Origin of the sequence: Streptomyces gilvosporeus, assembly GCF_002082195.1 — a bacterium.
Taxonomy (GTDB): Bacteria; Actinomycetota; Actinomycetes; order Streptomycetales; family Streptomycetaceae; genus Streptomyces; species Streptomyces gilvosporeus.
In genome coordinates this window covers 3,254,827-3,280,320 of record NZ_CP020569.1, presented here as the reverse complement: position 1 = coordinate 3,280,320, position 25,494 = coordinate 3,254,827, and the positions used below count along the sequence as shown (strand labels likewise).

Sequence of the window (25,494 nt, the reverse complement as noted above, 5' to 3'; positions counted from 1 at the left end):
CCGGCTCACCCGAGCAGATCGGTCGTCGCGCCGATGCCCAGCCGCTCCGCCCGCCGATACGCCTCCCAGGCCAGCGCGAGATCTTGCCAGGGAAGCCCGACGGGCGCGTAGACGGTCCGGGCGGCGGCCGTCGTACGGCCAGGGTGTGCGCCGCGCAGCACCTCGCCGAGGGTGGCATCGGCGGCGCCGGCCGGCAGGTCCGCGGCCGCCAGGGCGCCCATGGCGGCGGCCAGTTGGCGGTCGTCGACCACCAGGAGCGCGGCGTCGAGCAGATCGGCGGAGAGTTCCTGTTTGCCGGGCTCATCGGCGCCCAGAGTAGTGAGGTGCTGTCCGGGCCGGGTGTCCGCGAGGCCCAGCAGCGGCCTGCGGGACCAGGTCGCCAGCAGCACCACATCGGCCGCCGCGGCGACCTCGGCGGCCGAGCCCAGCACCCGCCCGCCGTGCCGGGCGGCGAATGCGGCGGCGCGGCCGGCATCGGTGTCGTACGCGACCAGGCCCCCGAACTGCCGCAGTCCGCGCAGCCCGCGCACCATCAGCTCGGCCTGTGCCCCCGCGCCGATCACCCCGAGCACCGCGGCGCCCGACGGATCCGGAGCTGCCAGGACATGGGTGCCCAGCGCGGCGGCCAGCCCGGTCCGCCACGCGGTGACGGTGGCCGAATCCAGCAGTGCGAGCAACTCCCCGTCCTCACCGCTGTGCAGACAGATCACCCCGCGCAGCGCGGGCCGGGCGCCCGGGAACTTGGCGTTGACCTTCACGGTGTACGCGGCGACACCCGGCAGCACACCCGGTATCAGCGCCGTGGCCGTACCGGGGAACGGGAGGTCGCTGCGCACCCGCTGCCCGGCGACCGGCGCCGTGCCGTCGCCGCGGAAGCCCTCGCGCAACGCCGCCGTCGACGACGCGGGATCGAGGACGGCCAGCAGATCGCTTCGTGTCAGGATGCGGGTCATCACGGCCATGATCCCCTCCCGGCGGGGCGAGCGGGTACGGGGCACGTGAGCACGAGGCGCTCGGGTACGGGGCGCGCGGGCACGGGGCGAGGGCGGCACCCGTGCGGAGGTGCCGCCCTCGGTTTTGTGATCTGTGACGATCCTCGAATGCGGCGTCTGAAGTGCAGAAACTACTTGCAGTAAGTGCCGTCGTTTTTCGGGATCTTCCTGGTCCTTGTGCCCTCGGTGTGCCCGGTGGCGGATAGGCAGGGCGCACGAAGCCTCCGGCCCGTCGCGGTGAGCGGCGGGCCGGGGGCGTATCCGTTGTGAGTGTTGCCAGGCGCGGTGCCGGCCTGGCAGGCGAGCCCGTGGGGCGCCCGCCGACCGTGTGGTCACACCCTGTCGCCGGTGTGCGTGCCCCAGTCGTGGAGCCCGTACGCACCGTAGTTGCGGATGAAGGACAACTTTCCGAGCAGCTTGGCGATCATGATGCACTCCTCTCGCCTGTCTGGGCTTTTCCAGTCGAGGGTTCAGCAAAGAAGTTCCGGCGGTACCAAATGCCACACCTCACGTATTTCCGCATACGTCCATATGTGTTATACGCGAACAGGGTGGTTTTGGATTGCTGCCCACTCGGCTCGGTGGCTACCGAACGTGCGCGGGCGGAGCCAGGCGGCCGCAGCCCCCAGGAGCCGGGGCCGGGCGAGGAGTGCAGGCGCACGGAATGCGGAAGCCGATTTCGCATCCGCTGGCCAGGTCGGATGGCGTGGTTGTGGTAGCGCCGGAGGGCTGCGCGGATGCGCCGTCTTGATGAGGCGTGTGTGGACCGTGTTGTCACGTCCGGTCGCGGCGTTGAGGCCCCAACAGCCGCTGTACGCCCCGGGAATGTGCAGAGTATCGTCGATTGTGTCCGGATGTGCGACCCGCATCCTGGCGGGGACGCACATAGACCCACACCAGAGTTGGATTGGGTCGACATCATGACACCTAGATCAGTTGCGAATTCCTCGAAGTGGACTCGCCGCCGTCGCGTCGCGATCGTTCTGGTGGCTGCCGCCACAGCCGCAAGCCTCTCCACGGCGGGCGCGTGGGCCGGTGGCGGACACGGCCGGCATTTCGCTGAGCACGGGTACTTCAGAGGGGCGCCCACGGTCGCGATGGCGCCCGCTACTCCGGGTGCACCGGTGGCGTCCAACGGTGTGGCGATCGCCGGCTTCGCGTTCTCGCCGTCCACCCTGACCGTCAGCAAGGGCACCACGGTGACCTGGGTCAATGAGGACAGGGCTCCGCACACGGTGACCGGCGCGGGCGGGCTGAATTCGCCGGTGCTCAGGGGCGGCGATTCCTACAGCTTTACGTTCCACTCCGCCGGCACGTTCAGCTATGGCTGCGACATCCACTCGTTCATGCACGGCACGGTCGTAGTGAAGTGACGTGACGTAAGACATGGCAGCCGGCCTCCGGCGAACGGGGTGAGTTGGCTGCCGATGACGAAGTTGCCGGGGGTGTGAGATGTGGTTGCTACGGCTGCTCACGGCGGCTGGGCTGGCCGTCGACGTCTATGTGCACGTCGCACTGGCGGATGCCTACGACTCGGTAGGTACCGTTATCAGCCAGGGGACGCTGTTCCGCGCCCAGGCAGCGGCGGCGGCGCTGGCGGCTGTCCTGGTGCTGGTGAGCGCGCGGAACCGTTGGGTGTGGGCGTTCGCTTTCCTGGTGGCTGCGTCGGCGCTCGGCGCGGTGCTCCTGTACCGGTACGTGGACGTGGGCTCTCTGGGGCCGCTGCCCAATATGCATGAGCCTTTGTGGTATCCGAAGAAGACAGCGTCCGCCGTGGCAGAGGCAGTGGCGATGGTGGGCGCGGCGGTCGGCTTCGTCACTGTCAGCCGTTACCGCACGCCGAGCAGGCGGGCGTGAGCAGAAAGCGGCACGACAGTCACGGGGCGCCCAACGGGTTGGTCTGACGTGGCAGCGGACTCGTGACGAGCGAAGTAGCCGACAAGGAGGGCGGGGTCCTGTTCCCAGGGGCCAGCCAGGTGCCCGCATCCTCCGTCCCTGGAGGAATCGGCCGCGCCACTTGCCGCAGGAGGCTGTGGGACGGGCCCATGTTTCCGGGCCCGTCCCACAGCTCCGATCGATCGGTTGGATTGCCTGTTCGCCTGCCGACTCACCGCATCCCTGCCATGCCGCCGGTACCCACGCTCACACCGGCCGCGCCGGAGCCGGCGCTGATGCCTCCGGTGCCCAGGCTCGCACTCGCCGCATTGGAGCCGGCGGTGATGCCTCCGGCGCCCAGGCTCGCACTCGCCGCATTGGAGCCGGCGCTGATGCCTCCGGCACCCAGGCTCGCACTCGCCGCACCGGAGCCGGCGGTGATGCCGCTGGGCGACACGTTGACGTGCCCGGGGGTGCGGCTGCCGAGCGACGACGGGGAGGTGAGGTTCACCGGGGTCCTCGGCTCGTTGATCGAGACGTGGGTCGGGTTGGTGCTGACCGGGACCTTCACAGGGGTGAGCGGGACTGTCACGTGGATCGGTGTCTTGATCACGTGCACCCTGTGCGGTGTGCGGAATTCGTGCTTGAAGTGGAATTCGCGATTGAAGAAGAATGTTCTGGCGAAGTAATCGTTGTGCCTCCGGAAGTCGCAACTCAGGAACTTCTTGATGATGATGACCTTGCGATCCTTCTTGATGACGACGGTCTCGACGACATGGAAGGCCCTGCAATGGCGCGACTCGTTCACAACGATCACGATGACCCTCTGGTGCGGGTGATCGTAGGACGTGGTCGCGCTGGCAGTGCCCGTAAGGGCGACGCCGGCGGTGCCGGCGATGGCGGTGGCCATGAGGGTGGCGGCACCGCGCCGAAGTACTGACGCGTTCATTGGTGGCCTCCTGGAATGCGCCATGTGCTGCAACCTCTGCACACCTTTACGTACGGTCCGCCCAGGCCAAGGGATTGCCTGACACCTATCGAAGACCACGCCCCCCTTTTCACTCGGTGTCACCGCCCCATCCACAGGCCGCGTCGCCCACGCACCGAGCGCCTGGGAACGGCCCTGGATCACCGCCCTGCTTGCCGCGGTGGCTACCCAACGTGCACGGGTGGAGTGGAGCGGGTGAGCGAAGCGGACGGAATGCGATCAGTGCGATCGGAGAGATCCACCACCAAAAGAAACGACGTCTTACCGCTCATTCCAGAATGAGCGGTAAGACGGACTCGATACGAGGAGGCGGCGGACTTCTGCGGGTAGGACAGGGGCGCCGACCCTGCGTGACAGTCGACTCGAAGAGGCAGAATCCGTCGTAGACGAGACGGAATTCGTAGACCCGGTTGTCATGCAGCGATTGCCGCGTAGATGACTTCTGTTCGAAGGTGACCGGGTCCACGATCAAGGTGGAGGGCCCCCTGCCCTGCCCCCAGGCCGACCACGCCTGTACGGAGGTTCACCGGAGACGTACGAGGCCCAGGCGGACCTTTCACTGGAGCAAGCTCTGCGCCTGATCGACACCAAGGCGCCCGGCCAAGGACGACAAGCCCTGCGGCGAACACACCAGCAAGACGCGCAAGATGGTCGCCACCAGCGAGCACGGGCAGGGGAAGCGCTGGCAGGCCCGTTGGCGGGACGCCAGCGGGAAGCAGCGCAAGGACTTCCGGTCGTTCGCCGAGGAGTGGCGGACCTCGGCGACTCACCGGGAGCGCACGGAGCCGAACGTGGCGCGGGCGCTGCGCCCACAGATCTACCCGACCTTCGGCAGCCGACTGCCGGCCGGGATCAAGCGGTCCGACGTACACGCGTGGGTCAAGGACGGATCGCACGTCCTCGCTCCGATCAGCCTTCGCACCCCCTGGAGGCCGCGCTGTCGGCGTCGGCGGCCGAAACGGTGAAGCCGCACCGCGCGAAGTACCTCCGCGCGAGATGGAGATCGAGGATCGGACGGGTCCTCGTAACCCGAGGACGCGTACGGCCCGGCTGATGTTCGTGAGCGAGGTGCACGCTCCGGTCCGTCGCGGGTCGTGGGCCAAGACCTGGGCCCGGATCGTGCGGCGGGCGAACAAGCTGCTGGAGGAGGAGTGGGGGGCGCGGCTCCGTGTTCTAGAGGACACCCCGCCGCATGCCCTGCGGCACTTCTTCGCTTCCGTGCTGATCAAGCACGGGGCTGCAGTGAAGAAGGTTCAGCGGCTCCTCGGGCACGCGAAGCCCTCGATCATGTGGGACCTCTGCGTGCATCTACGGGAGGACGACGAGGACGACACCGCGGACAGCATCGACGCGGTTCTGGCCTGATGTGCCCCCAGAGTGCCCTGGCAGCCCACCAGTTCGACATCTGTGCAGGTCACCCCGACGAGGGCGGCACCTGTGCGGAGGTGCCGCCCTCGCTCTTTCTCCGGGCTCCCCCCTCGGGAGCTGCCGCCACCCCGGTCGGCGCGGGAAGGCGGCTCTTCAACGGGACCGCTGAGCGGCCGGTCATTTGCCCATCACCCCCCACGGGATCGAGCAATCCGTTCCGTTCGCACCGCCGTTGAATTGAGTACAGCATTCCGTCCGCCCGCCCGGCGGCGCGACCCGTTTCAACTCTGGCCAAAAGGGCATGGTGACCGCGCGTGTTGGCGTGCATACTCAGGGCGTACCGGGGGGCAACCTAAAGAAACCAAGGTGGGGGTTCGGTGTTACGCGTCCATTTCAGTGGCCTCGATCTGGCCCGGGTGCGCATTGCTGCACGCCCGGACGCGCTGTGGGAGACCGTATTGAGCTTTCACCGCCTGCGCGACAGACGCGACGATTCCGCATTCGGCAGATGGCGATCGGAAACGCGGGGAAGGTTGAATGGCGAAACGCGTCTCCTGGCGCCGCTGGTGCCCACCCGGGGCTATTTCCCCGATTTCCTGACGCCCGCCGAAGGGCTCCTGGGCATGGACGAGGCGCTCGCCGCGCTGCGCGAGACCCCGGACGTCCGGCTGCACGACGAACTCGCGCGGCTGTCCACCGCCGCCCGTCCGCTCCCGGCGTGGATACGCGACATGGCCCAGGGCAGCACCCGCTCGCTCGGCCGCCTCGCCGGCATCCTCCGGAGCTACTACGAGGCCGCCGTCGCCCCGTACTGGCCGCGCGTCCAGAGCCGTATCGAGGCCGACCGGGCCGCCCGCGGCCGCGCCCTCCTGGACGGCGGCGCCGACCGGCTGCTCGCCTCGCTCCCGCCGATGCTCCGCTGGCACGCGCCCGTTCTGGAATGCGACTACCCGGTGGACCGCGATCTCCATCTGGGTGGGCGGGGGCTGCTCCTGCTGCCGTCCTACTTCTGTCGCCGCACCCCGGTCACCTTCCACAACCCGGATCTGACGCCCGTTCTGGTCTACCCCGTCGAGCATCTGCTGCCCCGGCTGGCCCCGCCCACCCCGCCCGAGCGCTCCCTGGGCCGGCTCGTCGGCCAGACCCGCTCCGAGATCCTCCAGGGCATCGGCGTCGGCTGCACGACCAGCGAACTCGCCCGCCGTGTCGACATATCCCTGGCCTCCGCCAGCCAGCACGCAACCGTCCTGCGCGATGCGGGCCTCCTGCACACCCTGCGCCAGGGCAACGCCGTCCTGCACACCCTCACGCCACTGGGCGCGGCACTGCTGCGGGGAGCGCAGCCGGTGGAGGTGTAGGCGGGGCGTGGGGGAGGGTGCGCTCCCCGGGGTGGGCGGGAACTCCGCCTGGAATAACGCCAGTTGGGCCGTGGGGTAGAATCGGCGACCCCGGCCCGGATGATAGTCGGGCACCGCCTGCGCTCAATTTAATCCGTGTCCGGATTTCCGGCGGCAAATAGTTGTAGACGGCTGCTATATCGGCCGACAGTGAGTCCCCGCCCGCGGTCGGCGCGTCGCACAGACGCAACACCGCCGCCTCGCCGGCCGTTCGCGGAAGGTGGCCTCCGTGTGCCATACGTTCTCGAACGCCGCCGCCCGGCAACGGATTCAACTCCGGCTCTCCTCAATTCCGTGCGAATTCCCGCAGTGGCTCGGAGTTCGGATGCTGTTCTCGTAAGAACAGAGCCTTCCGTTCCACAACCGCCCGGGTTCCGCTCCGTCCCTAGCCCGTCGGACGGCGGCCGGGGGAGGCGGCCCGGCGGGCGGCCGCGGCCGGTTGCGGGACCGGGCCCGCCGCCTTGACGGTGCGCAGTACAGGGGACGTCTCCAGGGCGCGGATCGCGTCGAGGGCGTCGAGGCGGTGGGTGAGGTAGCGGTGCAACGCGGCCGGGTCGGGGCACAGGGCCTGGGCGACCAGATTGGTGGGGCCAGTGGTGGCGGCGACGAACGCGAGCTCGTCGTGCCCGGCCAGGCTGCTCGCGACGTGGTCGAGGTGCGCCGGGGGGACGGCCATCCACAGCATGGCCTGCGTCGTGGCGCCGAACGCCGCGTCGTCGATCTCCACATCGAAGAAGAGCGCGCCGACGGCCCGGAGTTCGGCGAGGCGGCGCGCGACGGTGGCCGGCGACCAGCCGGTGGCGGCGGCGAGTTCGGTCTGACCGGCCCGGCCGTCCCGTTCCAGAGCGCGCAGCAGGCCGTCGTCGGTGTCGGCCAGGCGCTGCCGGGCGGCCGGGAGAGGGGCGGCGGGGGTGCGGGCGGCGGCGTCGGGCTCGTCGGACGGCCGGAGTTGCTGCTGTTGGCGACGGGTGAGGGCGTCGGCCCGCCCGCGCCAGGCGGTGGGGCCGCCGAGGTAGGTGTGGAGCAGGTAGTGGGAAGAGACCGCCGTGATACCGGAGGTGCGGGGGATGTCGTGCAGCACCAGTGAGTGACCGGCGTCGGTGCCCGTCGGCGTATGGACGACCGCGAGGATCTCGGTGCCGCCGGACGCGAGCTTGACCCATGAGGTGTCGGCCCGCAGGGACAGGGCGCGGGCGAGATCCTGGGCGGCGCGCGGGGTCGCGGTGAGCCGGACCAGCCATTGGGCGCGGTCCGCGCGGTGCGGGTCGGGCAGCCCGACGACCCGCAGTCCGGCCTCGGCCCGCAGCCGGCGATAGCGGCGGGCCACGGTCTGGGTCGATACGCCGAGCGCGGCGGCGATCCGGCTGAAGGGTGCCCGGCCATCGAGGTGCAGGGCGTGCACCAGGCCGCGGTCCAGGTCGTCGAGCATGACGCCACTCAAGCACGGATGCGGGGACGAATGCGGAGATGAATGTGGAGAGGGTGGAATCGATCTCGTTCTGTCCGGGTCTTTTTGGAAGAAATCTTTGAGGTTGGCGTCCCCGGTGGAACCCAGCCCCGCTGTCTCCGCACCCTCGTCGTGAACGCCCCGGCCGCACGGGCACCGGTACTCCCCGGCCCCGCACGGTCGGCCCCGGCACACGTAACCCGGAACACATAGCGAAGGGACGGACCCATGACGACAGAGGCGCCGCCGACGACGCCCCCGCCGACCACGGCCTACCGGTGGCGCTGGGCCGCCCTGGCCACGCTGCTGGTCGCCGAGGCGATGAATCTGCTCGACTCCACCATCACCCCGGTCGCCGCACCCGTGATCCGCGCCGACCTCGGCGGCCCCGCGTCCGACATCCAGTGGTACGGAGCCGCCTACACGCTGCCGTTCGCGGTGCTGCTGATCACCGGGGGCCGCCTCGGCGACATCGCCGGGCGCGCACGCATCTTCCGTATCGGCGTCGTGGGGTTCCTGCTCGGCTCGCTGGCCTGCGCGCTGGCGCCCTCGGCCGGGACGCTGATCGCGGCGCGGGCCGTCCAGGGCGCCGCGGCGGCCCTGGTGATTCCGCAGACCATCGGCATGATCCGCGGGATGTTCGACGGGGCCGAACTCGCCCGTGCCATGGGCAGCATCGGCCCGGTCATGGGCCTGGCCGCGGTGTGCGGTCCGGTGCTCGGCGGCGTGCTCACCCACGCCGATCTGCTCGGCTCCTCCTGGCGGGCGGTGTTCCTGGTCAACATCCCCCTCGGCCTCGGCGTGCTGCTCGCCTCGCCGCTGCTGCGCGAGGACCGCTCCGCGCACCGGCCGCGCCTCGATCTGCCCGGTACGGCGCTGGCGGTCCTGGGCATCGGCCTGACCGTGTTCCCCCTGATCGAGAGCGGTACGGCCGGGGGCGGTGCGGACGGATGGCCGGCGGAGAGCTGGGCGGCCCTCGCCGCCGGCGTCACCGTTCTCGTCGCCTTCGCCTGCCACCAGCGCCACCGCTCCCGGCGCGGCCGCAGCGCGCTGGTCGAGGCCGGGCTGTTCCGCCACCGCGGCTTCTCCGCCGCGCTGGCCGCGTCCACGCTCTTCTTCGCCGTCGTCAACGGCCTGACCCTGGTCGTGGTGCTCCAGCTGGAACTCGGCCCGCATATCGACGTGCTGCCCGCCGGGCTGACGCTGCTGCCGTGGTCGGGTGCGATGGCGGTCTCGTCCTGGATCGCGGGCACCCGGCTGGTGCCGCGGTACGGCCCGCGGGTGATGTTCGCCGGGCTGGCGGCGCTGCTGCTCGGTACGTCGGCCGCCCTCGCGGTCTACGCCACCGGCCCGGCGACCGCCTTCCCCTGGCTGCTGCCGCCCGCGCTCGCGGTCTGCGGCCTGGGCCAAGGGCTGTTCGCCGTCCCGTACTTCACCACCGCCCTGCACCGGGTTCGCCCGCACGAAACCGGGTCCGCCGCCGGCCTGCTCAACGCCGTCCAGCAACTCGGCGGCACGCTGGGCGTCGCATCGCTCGGGACGGTCTTCTTCCGCGGCGCGGCCGCCCACGGGACGGTGCCGGGGGAGGCGGTGCTCAACGGGGCGCGGGACGCCTTCGGGCTGGCCGTCGCCCTCCTCCTCGCGACGGGGGCGGCCGCGGCGTTCATGACGGCACCGGCCGACGACGAGCGGGCGGGGTGACGGAAGGGGCGGGAGGGAGGGGCAGGTGAAGGGGCAGGGCGCAGCGGGCGGCGGCCCTCAGTCGTCGATACCGCTGCGCTCCACCCCCGCCACGATGTACCGCTGGAGCAGCAGGAAGACGACGACCAGCGGGGCGATCGACACGGCCGCCGCCACGAACAGCTCGTGCAGATTCAGGTTCTGCGCCGTGGTGAACGTCGACAGCGCCACCTGCACCGTCCACGCCTCCTGGTCCTGACCGATCACCAGCGGCCACAGGAACGCGTTCCAGGCCCCGATGAACACGATCGTCCCGACCGCGGCGAAGACCGGCCGGGCGTTGGGCACCACGATCCGCCAGTACGTCCGCCAGTACCCGAGCCCGTCCACCCGCGCCGCGTCTTCCAGTTCTTGCGGAAAGCCCAGGAAATATTGCCGGAAGATGAAGCAAGCGAATGCGCTGAACAGGGTCGGAATGACCAGCCCGCGCAGCGTCGAGATCCAGCCGAGCGACGACACCAGCACAAAGCTCGGAACGAACGTCACCGCCGCCGGGACCATCAGCGTGCCCAGGATCGCGTAGAAGACGGCGTTGGCATGCCGGTACGGGATCCGCGCCAGCCCGTACCCGGCGAGCGAGGCGAGCACCACCGTGCCGACGGTCGTCGAGACCGCGATCACCGCGGAGTTGAACAGGGCCCGCCCCATGGGCAGGCCCGGGTCCTGGAAGACCTCGGCCAGATGCGACCACCGCAGCTCGTGCGGGAAGAACGTCCAGTCGGGCGAGGTGATCTCCTGCTCACTGGCCAGCCCGTTCCGTACCAGCAGGTAGAACGGCACCAGGAACAGCAGGGCGAGGGCGATGAGCAGCACCACCCGCAGCGCCCGCCCGGCCCGTGCGAGGGCATCGTGGGCATCGTGCACGGAGTTCACCCTTCCTTTCGGCCGAGCCCGAACCAGCGGGCCTGGACGACCGTCGCCACCGCGATGATCAGCGCCAGGATCACCGCGCCCGCACTGCCCAGACCGAGGTTCTGATCCCGTCCCAGCGCCGTGTAGTAGAGATAGACCAACGGCGGCCGGGCGTACGGCGGATAGCCGCGGGCATCGCTCAGCAGGTTGTAGAACTCGTCGAACGCCTGGAAGGCATTGATCACCAGCAGTAGCACCACCGCCACGGACGTGGCCCGCAACTGCGGGAACGTGATGTGCCGAAAGACCTGCCAGCCGGCCCGCGCCCCGTCGACCGCCGCCGCCTCGTACAACTGCGGTGAAATCCTTTGCAGCCCCGCAAGAAAGAGAATCATGTAGAAACCGGCTTGCAGCCACAGCCGTACGGTGACGATGACCAGCCAGTACCAGGGCGGATGGGTCGTCGACAGCCACGCCGTCTGATCCGCCCCGAACCACCCCAGCACCGTGTTGGCCAGCCCGAACCGCACCCCGTTGAAGATCGACAGCTTCCAGATCACCGCCGCGACCACATACGAGCAGGCGGTGGGCAGGAAGAACACCGAACGGAAGAACGCCCGGGCCAGGCGCAGCCGGTTGACCATCAGCGCGAGCCCCAGCGAGAGCACATAGGTCGCCGGCACGATGAAGGCCGTGAACAGCACGAACGTCCCCAGACTGCTCAGGAACGCACCGTCGCCCAGCATCGCGGTGTAATTGCCCAGTCCCACGAAGTCGTCGCCCGTGGGTGTCACGGTGTTGTGCGCGTCGAAAAAGCTGAGGTAGAGGCTCCACACCAGCGGCACGTAGGTGAACAGGCCCAGCCCGACGGCGAACGGCCCGACGAAGATCCAGAACCACAGATTCCGCCGCTGCGCCCCGAGCGCCCTGGCGACGGCCCCACCGGTCCGGACGTCCGCGGCACTCATGCCCGGGACTTCTTCTTGACCCGCTGCAACTCGGCGTTGACCTTGCGCACCACGCCCTTCAGCTCCGTTTCCGGGTTCGCGCCGTCCTTGATGATCCGGCTCAGCGCGTCCTGGTAGACGGTGCGGTCCGCGGTGGTCCACAGCAGCGGTTCGGCATGGCCGTGCTCCGTCGCATACCGCACGGCATCCGCGGCGGCGCCGTGCTGCAACTGCTTGGCGTTCTTTGCAAGCGAGAGCCGCGCCGGGATGTGGAACCCGTACGACAGCGCAAAGTCTTGCTGAAAGTCAGTCCGCTCCACCCAGAGCCACCGTGCGAAAGCCTTTGCAGCCGCCTTGCGCCTGCTGCGCGCACTGACGGCGGAACCATAGGCACCCACCGCTACGGCGGGCCTTCCGCCGCTCCCGTCCCGCGGAAACGGCAGCACCCCGAAGTCGTCCCCCAACGCCTTCTTGATCATCGGCAGCGCCCACAGTCCCGACCACTGCATCGCCGTCAGCCCCTGGACGAAGGCGGCCGGATCGGACCAGTCCGTGGGCGCCCCCAGCAGCAACGACTTGTCCGCGTACAGCTGCCGGATCTTCCCCAACGTCCGGGCCGCCGCCGGATCGTCGAACCCGACCTTGCCGTCGTCGCCGATCAGGCTCAGCCCCGCGGCGAACAACGGCGTCCCGCCCAGCACCCCCGCCCCGCCGTCATTCCCCAGGAACAGCCCTTTGGTCTTCTTCGTGGTCAGCGTCCCCGCCGCGTCCACCAACTCGTCCAGCGTCTGCGGCGGCGCCACCCCGGCCGCCTTCAGCAAACTCTTGCGGTAATACAGCAATTGCAGGTCAACGGTCTGGGGAATGCCCCAGATCCGGTCCTGCCAGATCTTGGGTGCCAGTACCGCCTGGTTGAAGTCGTCCTTGACCGGCTCGACCTCGGCGGTCAGATCCACGACCTGCCCGCCCTGAATCTGGTCCAGCAACGGCCCGTTGACCTCGAACACATCCGGCCCGGAGTCGGTCAGCAGCGCGGCCGCCGTCTGCCGGTCGTAGTCCCCCGGCCGCCACTGCACCCGCACCTCGGCCTTCTTGTACGCGGCGGCGTACCGCTGCACGGCCTGCTGGGTCCCCGGCTCCCCGTACTGGTGATACCACTGACTGATCTCCGGCCCCGAACCACCGCCGCCCCGCCCCGTGTTGGACCCGCAGGCGACGAGCGCCCCGCCGAGCGCGATGCCCCCGGCACCGGCCAGCACGCGCCGCCGGCCCGGTCCGTCGCCGACACCCGAACCCGAACCCGAACCCGAACTCGAACCCGAACCCGACATGGAAGTCGCCCCCTTCTGGTCATGCGTCTGTGGTCGTATACCCGTGGTCGTGGCCCCGCATGATCGTCGATCACGTACGCCCGACCACTGTGCCCCACAGGTGTGACGTACGCATTGCACCTGGACGAATCGGCCCGGCGGACCGGCCTGCGAGAAGGGCCCCGGCTAGGGCCCCGGATCACGAATCGGGATACGCCACCGCGACCTGCATCCCGCACGCATCGCACCAAAACGCCCATCCGTTGGCATCCACGGCATGCGAACCGCACCCCATGCACGGATCGGACACGAAGTTGGCCAGCGTCATCCCCTGACTGGTCCGCCGCGGCGCCGTCTGCCGCTCCAGCGCATAACAGGGAATGCACAGCCCGCCCGCCGTACCGGGAAGCTTCATATTCCGCAGCTCGCAGTGCGTGCAGCGCATTCTGTCGACGTACTCGGGGGGCAGTGCCCGCAACCGGTTGCCCTCACGGGGGGTCGTCACGTCCTCGTCCGCCTCCTACGCCGGCACCGTGCCGGTGCCCATGCACCGCGAGCACTGCGTCGTGGTGATGTTGCCGCCCTGTGTCTCCCACTCGACGGCGCCGGTCCCCCGGCACTCCTCACACGGCACTTCGGGCGGCATCGTCATACTTCCAGAATTCCACGCCCGGTTACGCCCCGTCAGGGCGTTGTCACTACGGCCCCAACCTCTGTGGGAACGGACAAGGGCGCGGGTTGGAGGGTTCGACTACGAGAGCGTGCGTCGCGCGTATGCCGGACACCGAGGGGGAGTTGGCCTGCCACGGGGTCATGACGGCGGACGCGGGACCCCGTACGGTCGATCCTCTGCGGGCGGCGACGGACGCCGCCTGCCGCCAGGAGAGAGGGACACATATGCGTCGCACCGTCTTCGCCCTCGGCACCCTCGCCACCGCCGCGGTGTTCGGCCTCGCCGCACCGGGGGCCGCCTACGCGGCCGACGGCTTCCTGATCGTCAACGGCTACCCCCACTTCCACCCCAGCGGCTGCTACCCGGCCGGCGACGGCTCCCCGACCACCGTGGCCAACCGCACCCACGACGCCATCGCGTACGTCTTCACGGGACCCCACTGCACGGGTGAGGTCGACTCCACGGTCCGCCCGGGCAGGTTCACCGAATCCGACGCCGGCGCGAGCGTCTGGATCGACTGACCGGGCGGTTCAAAGGACCGTCCGCGGCCGGGACGGTCAACGGTCAGGCGAAGATCACCTCCGCCAGCCAGAAGTCGAGGAGCTCCGCGTCCCCCTGGATCTCGTACGGCTCGGTGTCGGCCGGGCGGCGGCCGTAGACGAGGAGCAGGAGGTCGGTCAGCGGGGCGCGGACCGAGACGGCGGCCGGTCCGGGGGAGCGGCGCCAGGCGAGGGCGTCGCCGGTGAGGTCGACGAGCCAGTCGGCGGCGGCCTCGGGCGGGGTGTCGGTGGCGTGGAAGTGGAGGGTGCGGCCGGGGCCGAGGAGGGCGCGGCGCTCGGGGTGGTGGTCGAACATCTCGGGCAGGGAGCCGAGTTCCATCCATTCGTCGAGGGCGTCGAGGGCGACGCGCTGGTCCACGGCGAAGTCCGTGCCGAGGGTCAGCGTGACGTCGGCGCGGTGGATGACCGATTCGTGGGCCATGCGGCGGGCGAAGAAGCGGGTCGTGCCGGAGGGGAGCGGGGTCCAGATCCGGGTGTCGGGGCCCGCGTCGCGGAGGGTGCCGGCGAGCTGTCGGGCGCCCGTGGTGAGCCAGGTGGCCAGCTCGGACGGGGTCTGCGCGGCGTCGCGCGGGAGGGTGCGGAGGGCGGTGTCGGGCGGCGGCTCGGCGGCCCGGGTCCGGACGATCTCCGCCACCCAGCGGTGGGCCTCGCCCAGGTGGCGTAGCAGCTGGGCGAGGTTCCAGTCCGGACAGGAGGGGACGGCGGCGGAGAGCGGGGAGGGCGGTGCCGCGGCGGCGGTCAGGGCGGATGCCAGCAGCGCGGTCTGGTGGGCGATTTCGGTGCAGTGGTCGTCATAGCTCAGCGTGAGATCCATGTCCCTCACGGTAAGGGCGGCCACTGACAACGGCCGTCATCCCACCCGCGGGGCCCCGCCCCGCACCCCCTCCGCCTCCAGCCGGAACCGCAACCGGCAGATGACCGCATCCGTATGGCGCCGTACCGCGTGGGCGACCACCGCGCCGCGCTGGTTCTGGAGCAGGCGCTGCCAGAGGTGGGCGGGTTCGGCCTCGGGGATCAGGACCGTGATGCGGGTGGCGGGGCGATGGGCGGCCAGGGTGCGTACGTAGTCGGCTATGGGGCGGCCGACGGAGCGGGTCCGGGAGGGGAGTTCGAGGAGGTCCACGCCCGGGTTCCACAGTTCCCAGTCGCGGCGCAGGGCGTCGGCGGCCGGGCGGTCCTCGGGATCGTCGTGGGTGACGGTGACCGCGATCACCTCGTCGCCCAGGGACACCGCCGCGTTCAGCGCCTCGGAGGTGAGGAGGGAGAGGTGGGAGACGGGGACGACGACCAGGGAGCGGGCGGCGTGCGGGGCCTCCGGGACGCGGCCCAGGCCCAGCCGCTCGCCGATCCGGGCGTAGGCGCGGTGGACGGCCTCGAAGGCGAGGACGAGGACGGGGAGGGCGAGGACGATCAGCCAGGCGCCGTCGGTGAGTTTGGTGGCCGTGACGATGACGGCCGAGACGCCGGTGAGCACGGCGCCGAAGCCGTTGAGGGCGGCCTTGGCGCGCCAGCCGCGGGAGCGCACGCCGTACCAGTGGCGGACCATGCCCACCTGGCAGAGGGTGAAGCCGACGAAGACCCCGATGGCGAAGAGCGGGACCAGGGTGTTGACGTCGCCGCCGGAGAAGACGAGAAGGGCCGCCGCCACGGCGGCGAGGGCGAGGACACCATGACGGTGGACCTGGCGGTCCGCCTTCAGGCCGAAGACATGGGGGAGGTGGTTGTCGCGGGCGAGCAGGCCCATGAGGACCGGCAGGCCGCCGAAGGAGGTGTTGGCGGCGAGGGCGAGGAGCACCATGGTGGCGAACTGGACGACGTAGAAGGCCCAGTTGTGGCCGAGGGAGGCGTCCGCGAGCTGGGCGAGGACGGTGACGCCCTCGACCGGCTGGAGGTGGAAGCGGCCGATCAGGAGCGACAGGCCGATCAGCATGACGCCCAGGAGGGCGCCGAGGGCGACCTCGGTGCGCTGGGCGCGCTTGGGGGCCGGGGCCCGGAAGGACGGCACCGCGTTGGCGACCGCCTCGACACCGGTCAGCGCGGAGCAGCCGGAGGCGAACGCCTTCAGGAGCAGCAGCGCGCCCACCGAGGTGGCGTTGTGGGCCAGGACGGAGGCATGCCCGTCGGCGGTGACGGTGGAGGCCGGGGCGTCACGGAAGAGGCCGACGACGATCATGCCGAGGATGGCGGCGATGAACACCGCGGTGGGGACGAGGAACGCCTTTGCCGAGTCGACGATGCCGCGCAGGTTGATGGCGGTGATGAGGACCAGAACGGCGAGGCAGACCCAGACGCGGTCGCCGTAGAGGGCGGGAAAGGCGGAGGTGAGCGCCGCCACGCCCGCCGTCACCGAGACGGCGACGTTCAGCACGTAGTCGAGGATCAGCGAGGCGGCGGCCACCAGGGCGGCACGGCGGCCCAGATGGGCCTTGGCGACCGCGTACGAACCGCCCCCGTTGGGGAAGGCGGCGATCACCTGGCGGTACGAGGCGACCAGTACGGCGAGCAGCGCGGCGATGGCCAGGGTGACGGGCAGCGTGAAGCCGAGGCCGTACGCGCCGGCCGCGGCCAGGACCAGGACGATCGACTCCGGGCCGTAGGCGACGGAGGCCATGGCGTCGAGGGAGAGCGCGGCCAGGCCCTGGAGGGCCGTGAGGCGGTGGCGGTCGCCCGCCGCGTCTGTGGTGGCGCGCGCCGGGGTATCCGGCGGCTCCTCGGCATCCGGGAGTTCCTCGGGCCGGCTGCCGGGCTGGGACACGGTCGACATGGTGCGTCGTACCTCCGTGCGGTACTGGGTGGGACCCGCCCAGCGTCGGGGGCGTTCCGGGCGTTTTCCGCCGCCCCTAGCGTCCCCTTGGCGGGGGAGGGGGCGATCTTCACGGATTTTTGACGCGCGGGACGCCGACGAGATGCCGCCGTCAGCGCCGCGTCAAGGTTCCGCGGCGTCGTATCAGCGCCCCGTCAACGTCTCGGCCGCAGGTCACGGGGGCCGGAGCCCGCCGACCTAGCGTCATCGCCATGCGACAGCGACACGGCCTCGGGTCGGACTCGGTACGGGCGGCGCAGCGGCCCGTGATGCGGTCGGCGTCATCGCCGCTGCGCGCTCGCGACGGCGGATCGCCCGCCCGCGACCGGACCTGGGCGTCCGACCTGCGCGCCGCCCTGTGGTGCGCGTCCGGGCTGCTGGCCCTGATCCTGCTCGTCGACTTCGGCAAGGGGACGCTCACACCGCTGCGCCTGCTGTACTGGACGGCCGTCGCGCTGGTGTTCCCGGCGCTCCTCTGCCCGCCCCGGGTCACGGCCTGCGGGCACCGGCTGGTGTCCCGTGGCCTCCTGCGCACCCGGACGGTACGCACCGATCTGCTGGTCCGCGTCGTGTGCCACGACACCATGGCGCCGCGTCTGCTGCTCCACGACGCCCTCGGCGGCCGGGTCGAGGTCGACCTCAAGGTGCTCACCGCGAATCCACTCCTGTGGCATCACGTCGACCAGGGCGTACGCCGCTCCCGCGCCAGCGGGCTGCTCCGCGGCGGCACGGCCTCGCTCCAGGCGCTGGCGGACCGGATCGACGGGGCCGGGGCGCGGGCGGTGTTCGAGGCGTCGGGGATGGACGCACCGCGGCCGGGGCCGAAGACCGACAGGCCGTAGACCGGAGCCGTCAGCCGCGGTCCGGGCCCCGGACGGGCCCCGGACCGGCCCGCCGGCCCCGGCCGGATCAGGCCGCAGCCGCCAACGAGAAGTCGAACCGCACCCCGGTGAACTCCTCCGAAGCGGCCCACAGCTGCTCCCCCGTCGCGTCCTTCTTCGTCCACGGTGCGCGGAAGGACGGGGCCGGGGCGCCCCGCAGTCCGCTCCGCGGGCCGACGAAGGAATCCGGGCGCATATGGGGCGCGGTGGCGGCGCAGAGCGTGCCGAGGGCGCCGCCGTCCGGGGACTGGGCGATCAGGCGGTTGCCGACGGCGATGGCGCGTTCGGCGGAGGTGCGGCCCTCCATGCGGGCGCCCGCGGTCTGGAGGTTGGTGGCGGCGTAGCCGGGGTGCGAGGCGGCCGCGACGACCTGGGAGCCGGCCGCGGCCAGGCGGCGGGTCAGCTCATGGGTGAAGAGGAGATTGGCGCTCTTCGAGCGGGCGTAGGCGATCCAACGGCGGTAGGAGCGCTCGCTGTTGAGGTCGGTGAGGTCGATGTCGGACAGCGCGTGCATCATGCTGGAGACGGTGACCACCCGGGAGCCTGGGGTGGCGAGGAGCTTGGGCAGCAGCAGGCCGGTCAGCGCGAAATGGCCGAGGTGGTTGGTGCCGAACTGCATCTCGAAGCCGTCCGCGGTGGTGCGGTACGGCAGCGCCATCACGCCCGCGTTGTTGATGAGCAGGTCGAGACGGTCGCCGTCGAAGGTGTCCAGACCGGCCGCGAAGTCCCGTACGGAGGACAGGTCGGCCAGGTCGAGCTGCCGGAACTCGACCTCGGCGGCGGGGACTTCGCTGCGCAGCCGGTCCAGCGCCGCGCCGCCGCGCGCCTCGTTGCGGCAGGCCAGCACCACACGGGCGCCACAGCGTGCCAGTTCGCGCGCCGTGACATAGCCGATGCCGCTGTTGGCACCCGTGACGACCACGGAGCGGCCGGTCTGGTCGGGGATGTGGCTGGTGTTCCACCGGGTCACGCCGTACTCCTCGGTAGGGGATCACCAGCGTACGCCTGGGGCGCGACGGCGCCCGGGTCAGCTCCCCTCCGCCAGCCGCTTGATGGCCGCCAGACGGGTGTCCCAGTCGGCCGCGACCCGGTCCATCCACCGGGCGGTGGCCTCCAGGCGCTCGGGGACGACCCGGTAGCGGGACTCGCGGCCCGCCCGGTGGCCGGCGACCAGGCCCGCCCGGTCGAGGATGCCCAGGTGTTTGACGATGGCCTGGCGGCTGACCGGCAGCTCCGCCGCCAGGGCCGTGGCGGTCGCCTCGCCGCGGTCGGCGAGGGCGTCGAGTATCCGGCGGCGGGTCGGGTCCGCCAGTGCGGACAGCACCTCCGCCACGGCGTCGGTGGGTGCGTCGGGCCGCTGCGTCATACGGTGAGCCGCTCCGCGTACTGCCGGATGTTCTCGACCTGCCCGGACCAGCCCTCGGAGTGGCTCTCGTAGGAGGCCGTCCGCCTGCGCTCCTCGGGGATGGAGAGGCGCGCGAAGCCGGATTCCACCACGCGCAGGCGGGTGCCGTCGCCCTCCGGGGTGAGGGTGAACTCGACGAGGGTGGAGTTGTGTTCGGTCGCCACGTCGCCGGGGTGTGCGCTGGCCCAGCGGTAGGCGAAGACGTGCGGCGGGTCCACCGTGACGATCACCGTCGGGAACTGGCCGTACTCGCCGTGGTCCAGGTGCATGATGCCGCCCGGCCGCAGATCGACCGGCGTGGGCTCGCCCTGGCCGAACCACGAGCCGACGTGTGCGGGTTCGGTCAGCACCGCCCAGACGCGCTCCACGGGCGCGGCGATGCTGATCTCGCGTGCGATGCGGTCCTTGGTGTCCGACGCGTTCTTGGTGTCGGTGGTGTCGGTGGTGTCCTGGGGGTCGGTGGTCATGAGGGGGCCTCCCGTCGGTTCGCGTGCGTTTCCACGCACCGCTCCATCTGCTACCCGATGGTTGCACGTGCCGACGGGAGGCGCAACCCAACGGTTGCGAAAGGCCGTATCAGGCGCCGCCCCGGGTCCGCACCGAATAGGTCGGTACGGACACCGACGGATCGTCCAGGCATTCCCCACTGGCGAGGTCGAAACGCTGCTTGAGCAGCGGCGATGCCACGTAGGGGCGGCCCGCGGCGGTGCCGGTCAGGCCGCGGGAGAGGACCTGGGCGCCGGTGAAGGGGTCGCGGTTGCCGATGGCGTAGGCGCGGCCCGCGCGGTCGGTGAACAGGGCGGCCTGGGCACCGTCCGGCAGCAGGGCGGCCACGCCGCGCCCGGGGGACAGGCGGTCCAGGGTGCACACGGGGAGCCAGCCGTCGGGGCCGAGGATCTCCACCGTGGTGCTCTCGGCCGCGTCCGTCGTGGCGACCTCAGTGGTGGTGGCGGTGGTCATCGGGCGGAGGTCCCTTCCAGGGGGCGAACGGATTCGAGGGTGCGCACCGGCAGGGTCGGGCCCGCCAGCAGCGTCAGGTCCGGCTTGATCTGGTCGCGCTCCGGGGTGAAGCGGACGGAGGGGTCCGGCGCCTCGGGGGCGTTGACGAAGGAGACGAAGCGGGCCAGGCGCTCGGGATCGTTGAGGGTCTCGGCCCATTCGTCGCGGTAGTGGTGGACGTGCGCGGCCATCAGGGCTTCCAGCTCGTCGCACAGGCCCAGGGAGTCGTGGACGACGACGTCCCGGACGTGGTCGAGGCCGCCCTCGATGCGTTCCAGCCAGGCGGAGGTGCGCTCCAGCCGGTCCGCGGTGCGGATGTAGAACATCAGGAAGCGGTCGATCAGGCGGACCAGTTCGGCGTCCGACAGGTCCTGGGCCAGCAGGTCCGCATGGCGCGGGTCGGCGCCGCCGTTGCCGCCGACGTAGAGGTTCCAGCCGTTCGACGTGGCGATGACGCCGAAGTCCTTGCCGCGGGCCTCCGCGCACTCCCGGGCGCAGCCGGAGACCGCGGACTTGAGCTTGTGCGGGGAGCGCAGCCCCCGGTAGCGCAGTTCCAGATCGATGGCCATACGGACCGAGTCCTGGACGCCGTAGCGGCACCAGGTCTGGCCGACGCAGGACTTGACGGTGCGCAGGGCCTTTCCGTACGCGTGCCCGGACTCGAAGCCGGCGTCCACCAACCGGGACCAGATCAGCGGCAGCTGGTCGACGCGGGCGCCGAACAGGTCGATCCGCTGGCCACCGGTGATCTTGGTGTAGAGGCCGAAGTCGCGGGCCACCTCGCCGATCACGATCAGCTTCTCGGGGGTGATCTCGCCGCCCGGGATGCGCGGGACGACCGAATACGAGCCATTGCGCTGGAGGTTGGCCAGGAAGTGGTCGTTGGTGTCCTGGAGGGCGGCCTGTTCGCCGTCCAGGATGTAGCCGTCGGCGCCGACCGACGGGGCGAGCGAGGCGATGATCGAGCCGACGGCGGGCTTGCAGATCTCGCAGCCGTCGCCGTCGCGCGCCTCCGGGCGACCGTGCGAGGCCAGCAACTCCTCGTAGGAGGCCAGCCGCAGCGTCCGCACGACCTCGTACAGCTCGGCGCGGGTGTGCGGGAAGCAGCCGCACAGGCCCTTGTCCACGGTGACGCCGTTCAGCTCCAGTTCGTCGTTGACCAGGGTGGTCAGCGCCTTGATGCAGGAGCCGCAGCCGGTGCCGGCCTTGGTGCACTTCTTGACCTCGGGGACCGTGCCGCAGGAGTGCTCGGTGACCGCGCCGCGGATGGTGCCCTTGGTGACGTTGTGGCAGTTGCAGATCACCGCGTCGTCGGGGAGGGCGGACGGGCCGAGGGCGACCGGGGCGCCGGCGCCGGCGGGCAGGACCAGCTGCTCGGGCGAGACGGGCGGTACGGAGCCGGTCAGCGGGCGCAGCATGCCGTACGCCTCGGCGTCGCCGACCAGGACGCCGCCCAGCAGCGTGCCGTCCGCGCCCACCACCAGCTTCTTGTAGACCCCGGCGCGGGAGTCGCAGTAGACGACGTCCAGGGCCCCTTCACTGGCCCCGTGCGCGTCGCCGAAGGACGCCACGTCCACGCCCAGCAGCTTGAGCTTGGTGGAGGTGTCGGCGCCGGTGAAGCCGTCGGTTTCCTGCGCGGCGATGGCGGCGGCCGCCGTGTCGGCCATCTCGTAACCCGGCGCCACCAGGCCGTAGACCCGGCCGTCGCAGGCCAGCGCGCATTCGCCGATCGCGTAGACCGCGGCGTCGCCGGTACGACAGGTCGCGTCGACGACGATGCCGCCGCGCTCACCGACCTCCAGGCCGCAGTCGCGGGCCAGTTGGTCGCGCGGGCGGACGCCCGCGGAGAAGATCACCATGTCGGTGTCCAGCCGCGAGCCGTCCGACAGCTCCATACCGGTCACCGCGCCGTCCTCGCCCGCGGTGATCTCCTTGCCGCCGACGCCGGTGTGCACGGTGACGCCCATGTCCTCGATGGTGCGCCGCAGCGCCGCGCCGCCCCCGTCGTCCACCTGCACCGGCATCAGCCGCGGCGCGAACTCCACCACATGCGTGTTCAGCCCCAGGCCGGTGAGCGCACCGGCCGCCTCCAGGCCGAGCAGTCCGCCGCCCACGACCGCCCCCGTGGCGGCGTTCTTGGCGTACTCCTCGATCGCCAGCAGGTCCTCGATGGTGCGGTAGACGAAGCAGCCGGTGCTGTCCTTGCCGGGGACGGGCGGGACGAAGGGGTAGGAGCCGGTGGCCAGCACCAGGGTGTCGTACCGGATGGCCAGACCTGAGCGGGCGGTGACCGTACGGGCCGCGCGGTCGATGGTCTCGGCCGGGTCGCCCAGGTGCAGCTCTATGCCGTGCCGGGTCATGAAGTCCCGCTCCACCAGGGACAGATCCTCGGGCGTACGGCCGGAGAAGTACGAGGTGAGCTGGACCCGGTCGTACGCCGGGCGGGGCTCCTCGCACAGGACGACGACGCGCGAGGTCTCGGTCACGCCGCGTTCGGCGAGGGCTTCGAGGAAGCGCTGGCCGACCATGCCGTGCCCGATCAGGACGATCGTGGGGCGGTCGGTGCGGGCACTGGTGGGGCTGGCGGCTGCGGCCATGATCAGAAGCCTCCGTCGGTGGTGAGCAGATGGAGCAGGGGGGCGGTGGGGAGCGGTTCGTCGCCCTCCCAGGTGCGGGCGAGCGCGCCGACAGTGCCGAGATCGCCGAGGAGGATGCCGCCGACCAGCCGGTCCCCGCGGACGACGACCTTGCGGTACGCGCTGCGGGTGGCGTCGGAGAGGCGGACCACATCGTCCCCGGGGAGCGGGACGGTCTCGCCGAAGGCGGCCAGGTCGAAGGAGGCCGGCACGGCGGGGGCCGGGCCGGCGGGCGCCAGGTGGGCGGGCGCCGGATGCGCGGTGAGGGTCAGCCGGGTCAGCGCCCGGGTCCCGGTGTACGGGGCCGGGTCGGGCACCGGGCCGGCCGGTGCACCGGTCAGCACGCGGGCCAGCGCATCGGCCTGTTCCTGGGCCGCGCCCGCCAGCCCGTAGACCGTGCCGTGGTGTTCGGCGCAGTCGCCGATGGCGTAGATGTGCGGGTCGTCGGTGCGCAGGGAGTCGTCGACGCGGATGCCCCGCCCGACGTCCAGGCCGGCCGCGTGGGCGAGCCCGGTGCGCGGCCGGACGCCGCAGGCCAGGACGACCACGTCGGCGTCCAGGCGGTAGCCGTCGGCGAACTCGACGGCGCGCGCCGCCCCGTCGGCGGTTTCCAGGCCCCGTACCCGGCACTGGGTGTGCACCTCGATGCCCAGGGCGGTCAGATGCGCGGCGAGCAGCGCTCCGGCGTCCGGGTCGAGATGGCGTTCCATCAGGTGCTCGCCCTGGTGCGCCAGGACGACCCGGGCGCCGCGCCCGGCCAGCGCGCGGGCCGCCGAGACGCCGAGCAGCCCGCCGCCGATCACCACCGCGGGGGTGCCGGGGCGCGCCGCGGCGGCCAGCGCGCGGCAGTCGTCCAGCGTGCGGAAGGGGTGCACACCGTCGGGCAGGTCGCCTCCCCCGGGGGAGAGCAGGCCGCGCAGCGGCGGCAGAACGGGGTTGGCCCCGGTGGCCAGCACCAGCGCGTCATACGGAACGTACGCCCCGTCATCGCACCACACCCGCCGCGCGGCCCGGTCGATGCGCACCGCCCGCACCCCGCCGCGCCAGTCCACCGCCGCGCCGGGCGCGGGCAGCGCGATGACCTCCGGCGCGTACCGGCCGGCCAGGACCTCGGCCAGCAGCACACGGTTGTAGGGCGCATCCGGCTCCTCACCGATGACGGTGACGCCGACGGAGGCAGGGGCGGCCGCCCCCGGTCCCGTCCCGGCCGTCAGCTGGCGGGCGAGCCGGGCACCGGCCATCCCGCCGCCGATCACCACCACACGCGTACTCGAGGTCATGCCCGTCAGCCTGCGGTCCGGCTGTTACCCGCCCGCATCTCCTCTGTTTCCCCAACGGAACGCTGCCCTCAGTGACCGGGCGGACGCCGTGTGAGGGATCCGAACAGGCACGCTCATGCCGTGTGAGGACGGCGGGCGGACGTGCTCATGCCGTAGGCAGCGCGGCGAACGGACATGCTCATGGCATACAAGCGCGGCGAACGGACACGCGCGGCCGCCGGCAGCTCGCCGCTCACCGCCGCCAGGGCCGGACGAAGTCGTGCAGGGCGCGCCGCGCCGCCGGGGCGAGCGTGCGGGCGTCGGCGGGGGCTCCGGCGCGGTGCAGCAGATGGTCGACGCCGGGCAGCACCCGCAGCCCGGTACCGGTGGCACCGGCCGCGGTGAGGGCGCCCAGCAGCGGGGGAGTGGTGCGGCACGGCACGTTGGTGTCGGCCGTGCCGCAGGTGACCGTCACCCGCGTCCCCGCGGCGACGCCCCGCGCGGCCTTCGGCGGCGAGATCGCATCGTCACTGCGGACGAAGGCGGCATTGACCGGACCGAACATCCCCCGGAGGACGGCCGAGACGGACGGCAGCAGCCCCGAGGTGTCCACCGGGCGCCCGGCACGGAAGTCCGCGATGGCCCGTGCGACACCTGTCTTGTTCAACTGCGCCTCCCACACGGTGAGTTGTCCCGCCACGACCGCCCGGTCCAGGCCGTCCGCCAGCTGCATGCGCACCATGTCCAGCAGCCGCATGTCCTGCGGGGCGATCAGCGCCAGCCCGGCGGGCCTGACCCGTGCGGCACGGCCGACCAGCAGGGCCTGAAGACCGCCCTCGCTGTGCCCGACGACGAGCAGCGCATGCGGATCGGCCTCCGGCCGGGCGCGCAGCGTGTCGTACGCGGCCACGGCCTGGCGGGTGTAGGCGGCCATGTCGGGGGCGGTGGCGCGGCCGCCCATACCCGTGCGTCCGGTGGCGTACTTGTCGAACCGGAGGGTCATCACCCCGTCACGGCCGAGGACGTCCGCGAAGAGCGCCAGGGTGTGCGGGGTGAAACCGGGCGGCTCGTCGCCGTTGCGGTCGGTCGGCCCGCTCCCGGGGATCAGCAGCGCCGCGGCCAGCCGCCGCCCCGCGCGGTGGGCGGGGATGTGCAGCGTGCCGTACGCCGTGGTGCCGTCCGCCGTGAAACGCACCTCGCGGTCGGCGGCGGGCACGAGCGCGGCACGGGGAGCCCTGGCCGCCTCGTTCGCTCCTGATGCCGGGCCGGTCGTGGCGATGGCGACCAGCGCGGTGAGGACGGCGAGCATGCCGCTGCGCCGAGATGTACGTAAACGCATGGTGTCTCCCGGGGAGTTGGGAA

General features: G+C 71.5%; 25 protein-coding genes. 8 read left to right on the top strand and 17 right to left on the bottom strand.

Annotated elements, in window-relative coordinates:
* Positions 1-5: 5 nt before the first annotated feature.
* On the bottom strand, positions 6-953 hold the full coding sequence (locus B1H19_RS14510; protein ID WP_083109639.1) for an ornithine cyclodeaminase family protein: 948 nt from the start codon (positions 951-953) through the stop codon (positions 6-8).
* A 1,163-nt stretch (positions 954-2,116) separates the two neighbouring features.
* Between B1H19_RS14510 and B1H19_RS39265 the strand changes: the two genes are divergently transcribed.
* Together B1H19_RS39265 and B1H19_RS14500 are read left to right on the top strand one after the other, a co-directional pair.
* Positions 2,117-2,365 (top strand): plastocyanin/azurin family copper-binding protein, encoded by a 249-nt coding sequence (locus tag B1H19_RS39265; protein ID WP_237289305.1) that lies wholly within the window; start codon positions 2,117-2,119, stop codon positions 2,363-2,365.
* A 79-nt stretch (positions 2,366-2,444) separates the two neighbouring features.
* Complete coding sequence (locus tag B1H19_RS14500) at positions 2,445-2,849, top strand: hypothetical protein (RefSeq protein ID WP_083105147.1); 405 nt, start codon at positions 2,445-2,447, stop codon at positions 2,847-2,849.
* Positions 2,850-3,099: 250 nt separating this feature from the next.
* On the opposite strand, the gene B1H19_RS14495 is transcribed toward B1H19_RS14500, so the two are convergent.
* Entirely contained in the window at positions 3,100-3,777 is a 678-nt protein-coding gene (locus tag B1H19_RS14495) for a hypothetical protein (protein ID WP_083105146.1), read from the bottom strand.
* A gap of 725 nt (positions 3,778-4,502) precedes the next feature.
* Between B1H19_RS14495 and B1H19_RS39790 the strand changes: the two genes are divergently transcribed.
* From B1H19_RS39790 to B1H19_RS14485, 3 genes are all read left to right on the top strand, one after another.
* A complete protein-coding gene (locus B1H19_RS39790; RefSeq protein WP_237289303.1) occupies positions 4,503-4,820 on the top strand; it encodes a hypothetical protein in 318 nt (105 codons plus the stop codon).
* A gap of 88 nt (positions 4,821-4,908) precedes the next feature.
* A complete protein-coding gene (locus B1H19_RS39785; RefSeq protein WP_237289302.1) occupies positions 4,909-5,220 on the top strand; it encodes a tyrosine-type recombinase/integrase in 312 nt (103 codons plus the stop codon).
* A gap of 536 nt (positions 5,221-5,756) precedes the next feature.
* Positions 5,757-6,581 carry an ArsR/SmtB family transcription factor gene (locus tag B1H19_RS14485; protein WP_083105145.1) on the top strand — a complete coding sequence of 275 codons (825 nt, stop codon included), beginning with the start codon at positions 5,757-5,759 and terminating at the stop codon, positions 6,579-6,581.
* A gap of 424 nt (positions 6,582-7,005) precedes the next feature.
* Here B1H19_RS14485 and B1H19_RS14480 read toward each other — a convergent pair whose 3' ends face one another.
* A complete protein-coding gene (locus B1H19_RS14480) occupies positions 7,006-8,049 on the bottom strand; it encodes an Lrp/AsnC family transcriptional regulator (protein WP_083105144.1) in 1,044 nt (347 codons plus the stop codon).
* 246 nt (positions 8,050-8,295) lie between these two features.
* Here B1H19_RS14480 and B1H19_RS14475 point away from each other — a divergent pair, with 246 nt between their 5' ends.
* On the top strand, positions 8,296-9,768 hold the full coding sequence (locus B1H19_RS14475) for an MFS transporter (protein WP_083105143.1): 1,473 nt from the start codon (positions 8,296-8,298) through the stop codon (positions 9,766-9,768).
* 57 nt (positions 9,769-9,825) lie between these two features.
* On the opposite strand, the gene B1H19_RS14470 is transcribed toward B1H19_RS14475, so the two are convergent.
* The 5 genes from B1H19_RS14470 to B1H19_RS40335 all read right to left on the bottom strand — a co-directional run bounded on the left by B1H19_RS14470 (position 9,826) and on the right by B1H19_RS40335 (position 13,568).
* On the bottom strand, positions 9,826-10,671 hold the full coding sequence (locus B1H19_RS14470; protein WP_083109638.1) for a carbohydrate ABC transporter permease: 846 nt from the start codon (positions 10,669-10,671) through the stop codon (positions 9,826-9,828).
* 5 nt (positions 10,672-10,676) lie between these two features.
* Positions 10,677-11,627: a carbohydrate ABC transporter permease gene (locus tag B1H19_RS14465; RefSeq protein WP_083105142.1), complete on the bottom strand. Its 951-nt coding sequence runs from the start codon at positions 11,625-11,627 to the stop codon at positions 10,677-10,679.
* Positions 11,624-12,937 (bottom strand): ABC transporter substrate-binding protein, encoded by a 1,314-nt coding sequence (locus tag B1H19_RS14460; protein ID WP_083105141.1) that lies wholly within the window; start codon positions 12,935-12,937, stop codon positions 11,624-11,626. The genes B1H19_RS14465 and B1H19_RS14460 overlap by 4 nt, the downstream gene beginning before the upstream one ends.
* Before the next feature lie 178 nt (positions 12,938-13,115).
* A complete protein-coding gene (locus B1H19_RS14455) occupies positions 13,116-13,421 on the bottom strand; it encodes a hypothetical protein (protein WP_237289300.1) in 306 nt (101 codons plus the stop codon).
* A 15-nt stretch (positions 13,422-13,436) separates the two neighbouring features.
* Positions 13,437-13,568, bottom strand: a complete 132-nt coding sequence (locus tag B1H19_RS40335; protein WP_257789443.1) for a hypothetical protein — start codon at positions 13,566-13,568, stop codon at positions 13,437-13,439.
* Between the two features lie 122 nt (positions 13,569-13,690).
* On the opposite strand from B1H19_RS40335, the gene B1H19_RS14450 reads away from it, so the two are divergent.
* Positions 13,691-14,110: a hypothetical protein gene (locus tag B1H19_RS14450; RefSeq protein WP_159028058.1), complete on the top strand. Its 420-nt coding sequence runs from the start codon at positions 13,691-13,693 to the stop codon at positions 14,108-14,110.
* Between the two features lie 43 nt (positions 14,111-14,153).
* Here the strand turns inward: B1H19_RS14450 and B1H19_RS14445 are convergent, their stop codons facing one another.
* Both B1H19_RS14445 and B1H19_RS14440 read right to left on the bottom strand, forming a co-directional pair.
* Positions 14,154-14,963 carry a maleylpyruvate isomerase family mycothiol-dependent enzyme gene (locus tag B1H19_RS14445; protein WP_083105139.1) on the bottom strand — a complete coding sequence of 270 codons (810 nt, stop codon included), beginning with the start codon at positions 14,961-14,963 and terminating at the stop codon, positions 14,154-14,156.
* 36 nt (positions 14,964-14,999) lie between these two features.
* Entirely contained in the window at positions 15,000-16,913 is a 1,914-nt protein-coding gene (locus B1H19_RS14440) for an APC family permease (RefSeq protein WP_083105138.1), read from the bottom strand.
* 251 nt (positions 16,914-17,164) lie between these two features.
* Here B1H19_RS14440 and B1H19_RS14435 point away from each other — a divergent pair, with 251 nt between their 5' ends.
* Entirely contained in the window at positions 17,165-17,794 is a 630-nt protein-coding gene (locus B1H19_RS14435) for a hypothetical protein (RefSeq protein ID WP_237289297.1), read from the top strand.
* A gap of 67 nt (positions 17,795-17,861) precedes the next feature.
* Here B1H19_RS14435 and B1H19_RS14430 read toward each other — a convergent pair whose 3' ends face one another.
* From B1H19_RS14430 to B1H19_RS14400, 7 genes are all read right to left on the bottom strand, one after another.
* On the bottom strand, positions 17,862-18,803 hold the full coding sequence (locus tag B1H19_RS14430) for an oxidoreductase (RefSeq protein ID WP_083105137.1): 942 nt from the start codon (positions 18,801-18,803) through the stop codon (positions 17,862-17,864).
* A gap of 57 nt (positions 18,804-18,860) precedes the next feature.
* On the bottom strand, positions 18,861-19,199 hold the full coding sequence (locus B1H19_RS14425; protein WP_203237156.1) for an ArsR/SmtB family transcription factor: 339 nt from the start codon (positions 19,197-19,199) through the stop codon (positions 18,861-18,863).
* Positions 19,196-19,705: an SRPBCC family protein gene (locus B1H19_RS14420; RefSeq protein ID WP_083105136.1), complete on the bottom strand. Its 510-nt coding sequence runs from the start codon at positions 19,703-19,705 to the stop codon at positions 19,196-19,198. The genes B1H19_RS14425 and B1H19_RS14420 overlap by 4 nt, the downstream gene beginning before the upstream one ends.
* 109 nt (positions 19,706-19,814) lie before the next feature.
* Positions 19,815-20,198, bottom strand: a complete 384-nt coding sequence (gene nirD, locus B1H19_RS14415; RefSeq protein WP_083105135.1) for a nitrite reductase small subunit NirD — start codon at positions 20,196-20,198, stop codon at positions 19,815-19,817.
* A complete protein-coding gene (gene nirB, locus B1H19_RS14410; protein WP_083105134.1) occupies positions 20,195-22,834 on the bottom strand; it encodes a nitrite reductase large subunit NirB in 2,640 nt (879 codons plus the stop codon). The genes nirD and nirB overlap by 4 nt, the downstream gene beginning before the upstream one ends.
* Before the next feature lie 2 nt (positions 22,835-22,836).
* Positions 22,837-24,153 (bottom strand): NAD(P)/FAD-dependent oxidoreductase, encoded by a 1,317-nt coding sequence (locus tag B1H19_RS14405; protein ID WP_083105133.1) that lies wholly within the window; start codon positions 24,151-24,153, stop codon positions 22,837-22,839.
* Between the two features lie 232 nt (positions 24,154-24,385).
* Positions 24,386-25,471, bottom strand: a complete 1,086-nt coding sequence (locus B1H19_RS14400) for an alpha/beta hydrolase (RefSeq protein WP_237289295.1) — start codon at positions 25,469-25,471, stop codon at positions 24,386-24,388.
* Positions 25,472-25,494: the final 23 nt, after the last annotated feature.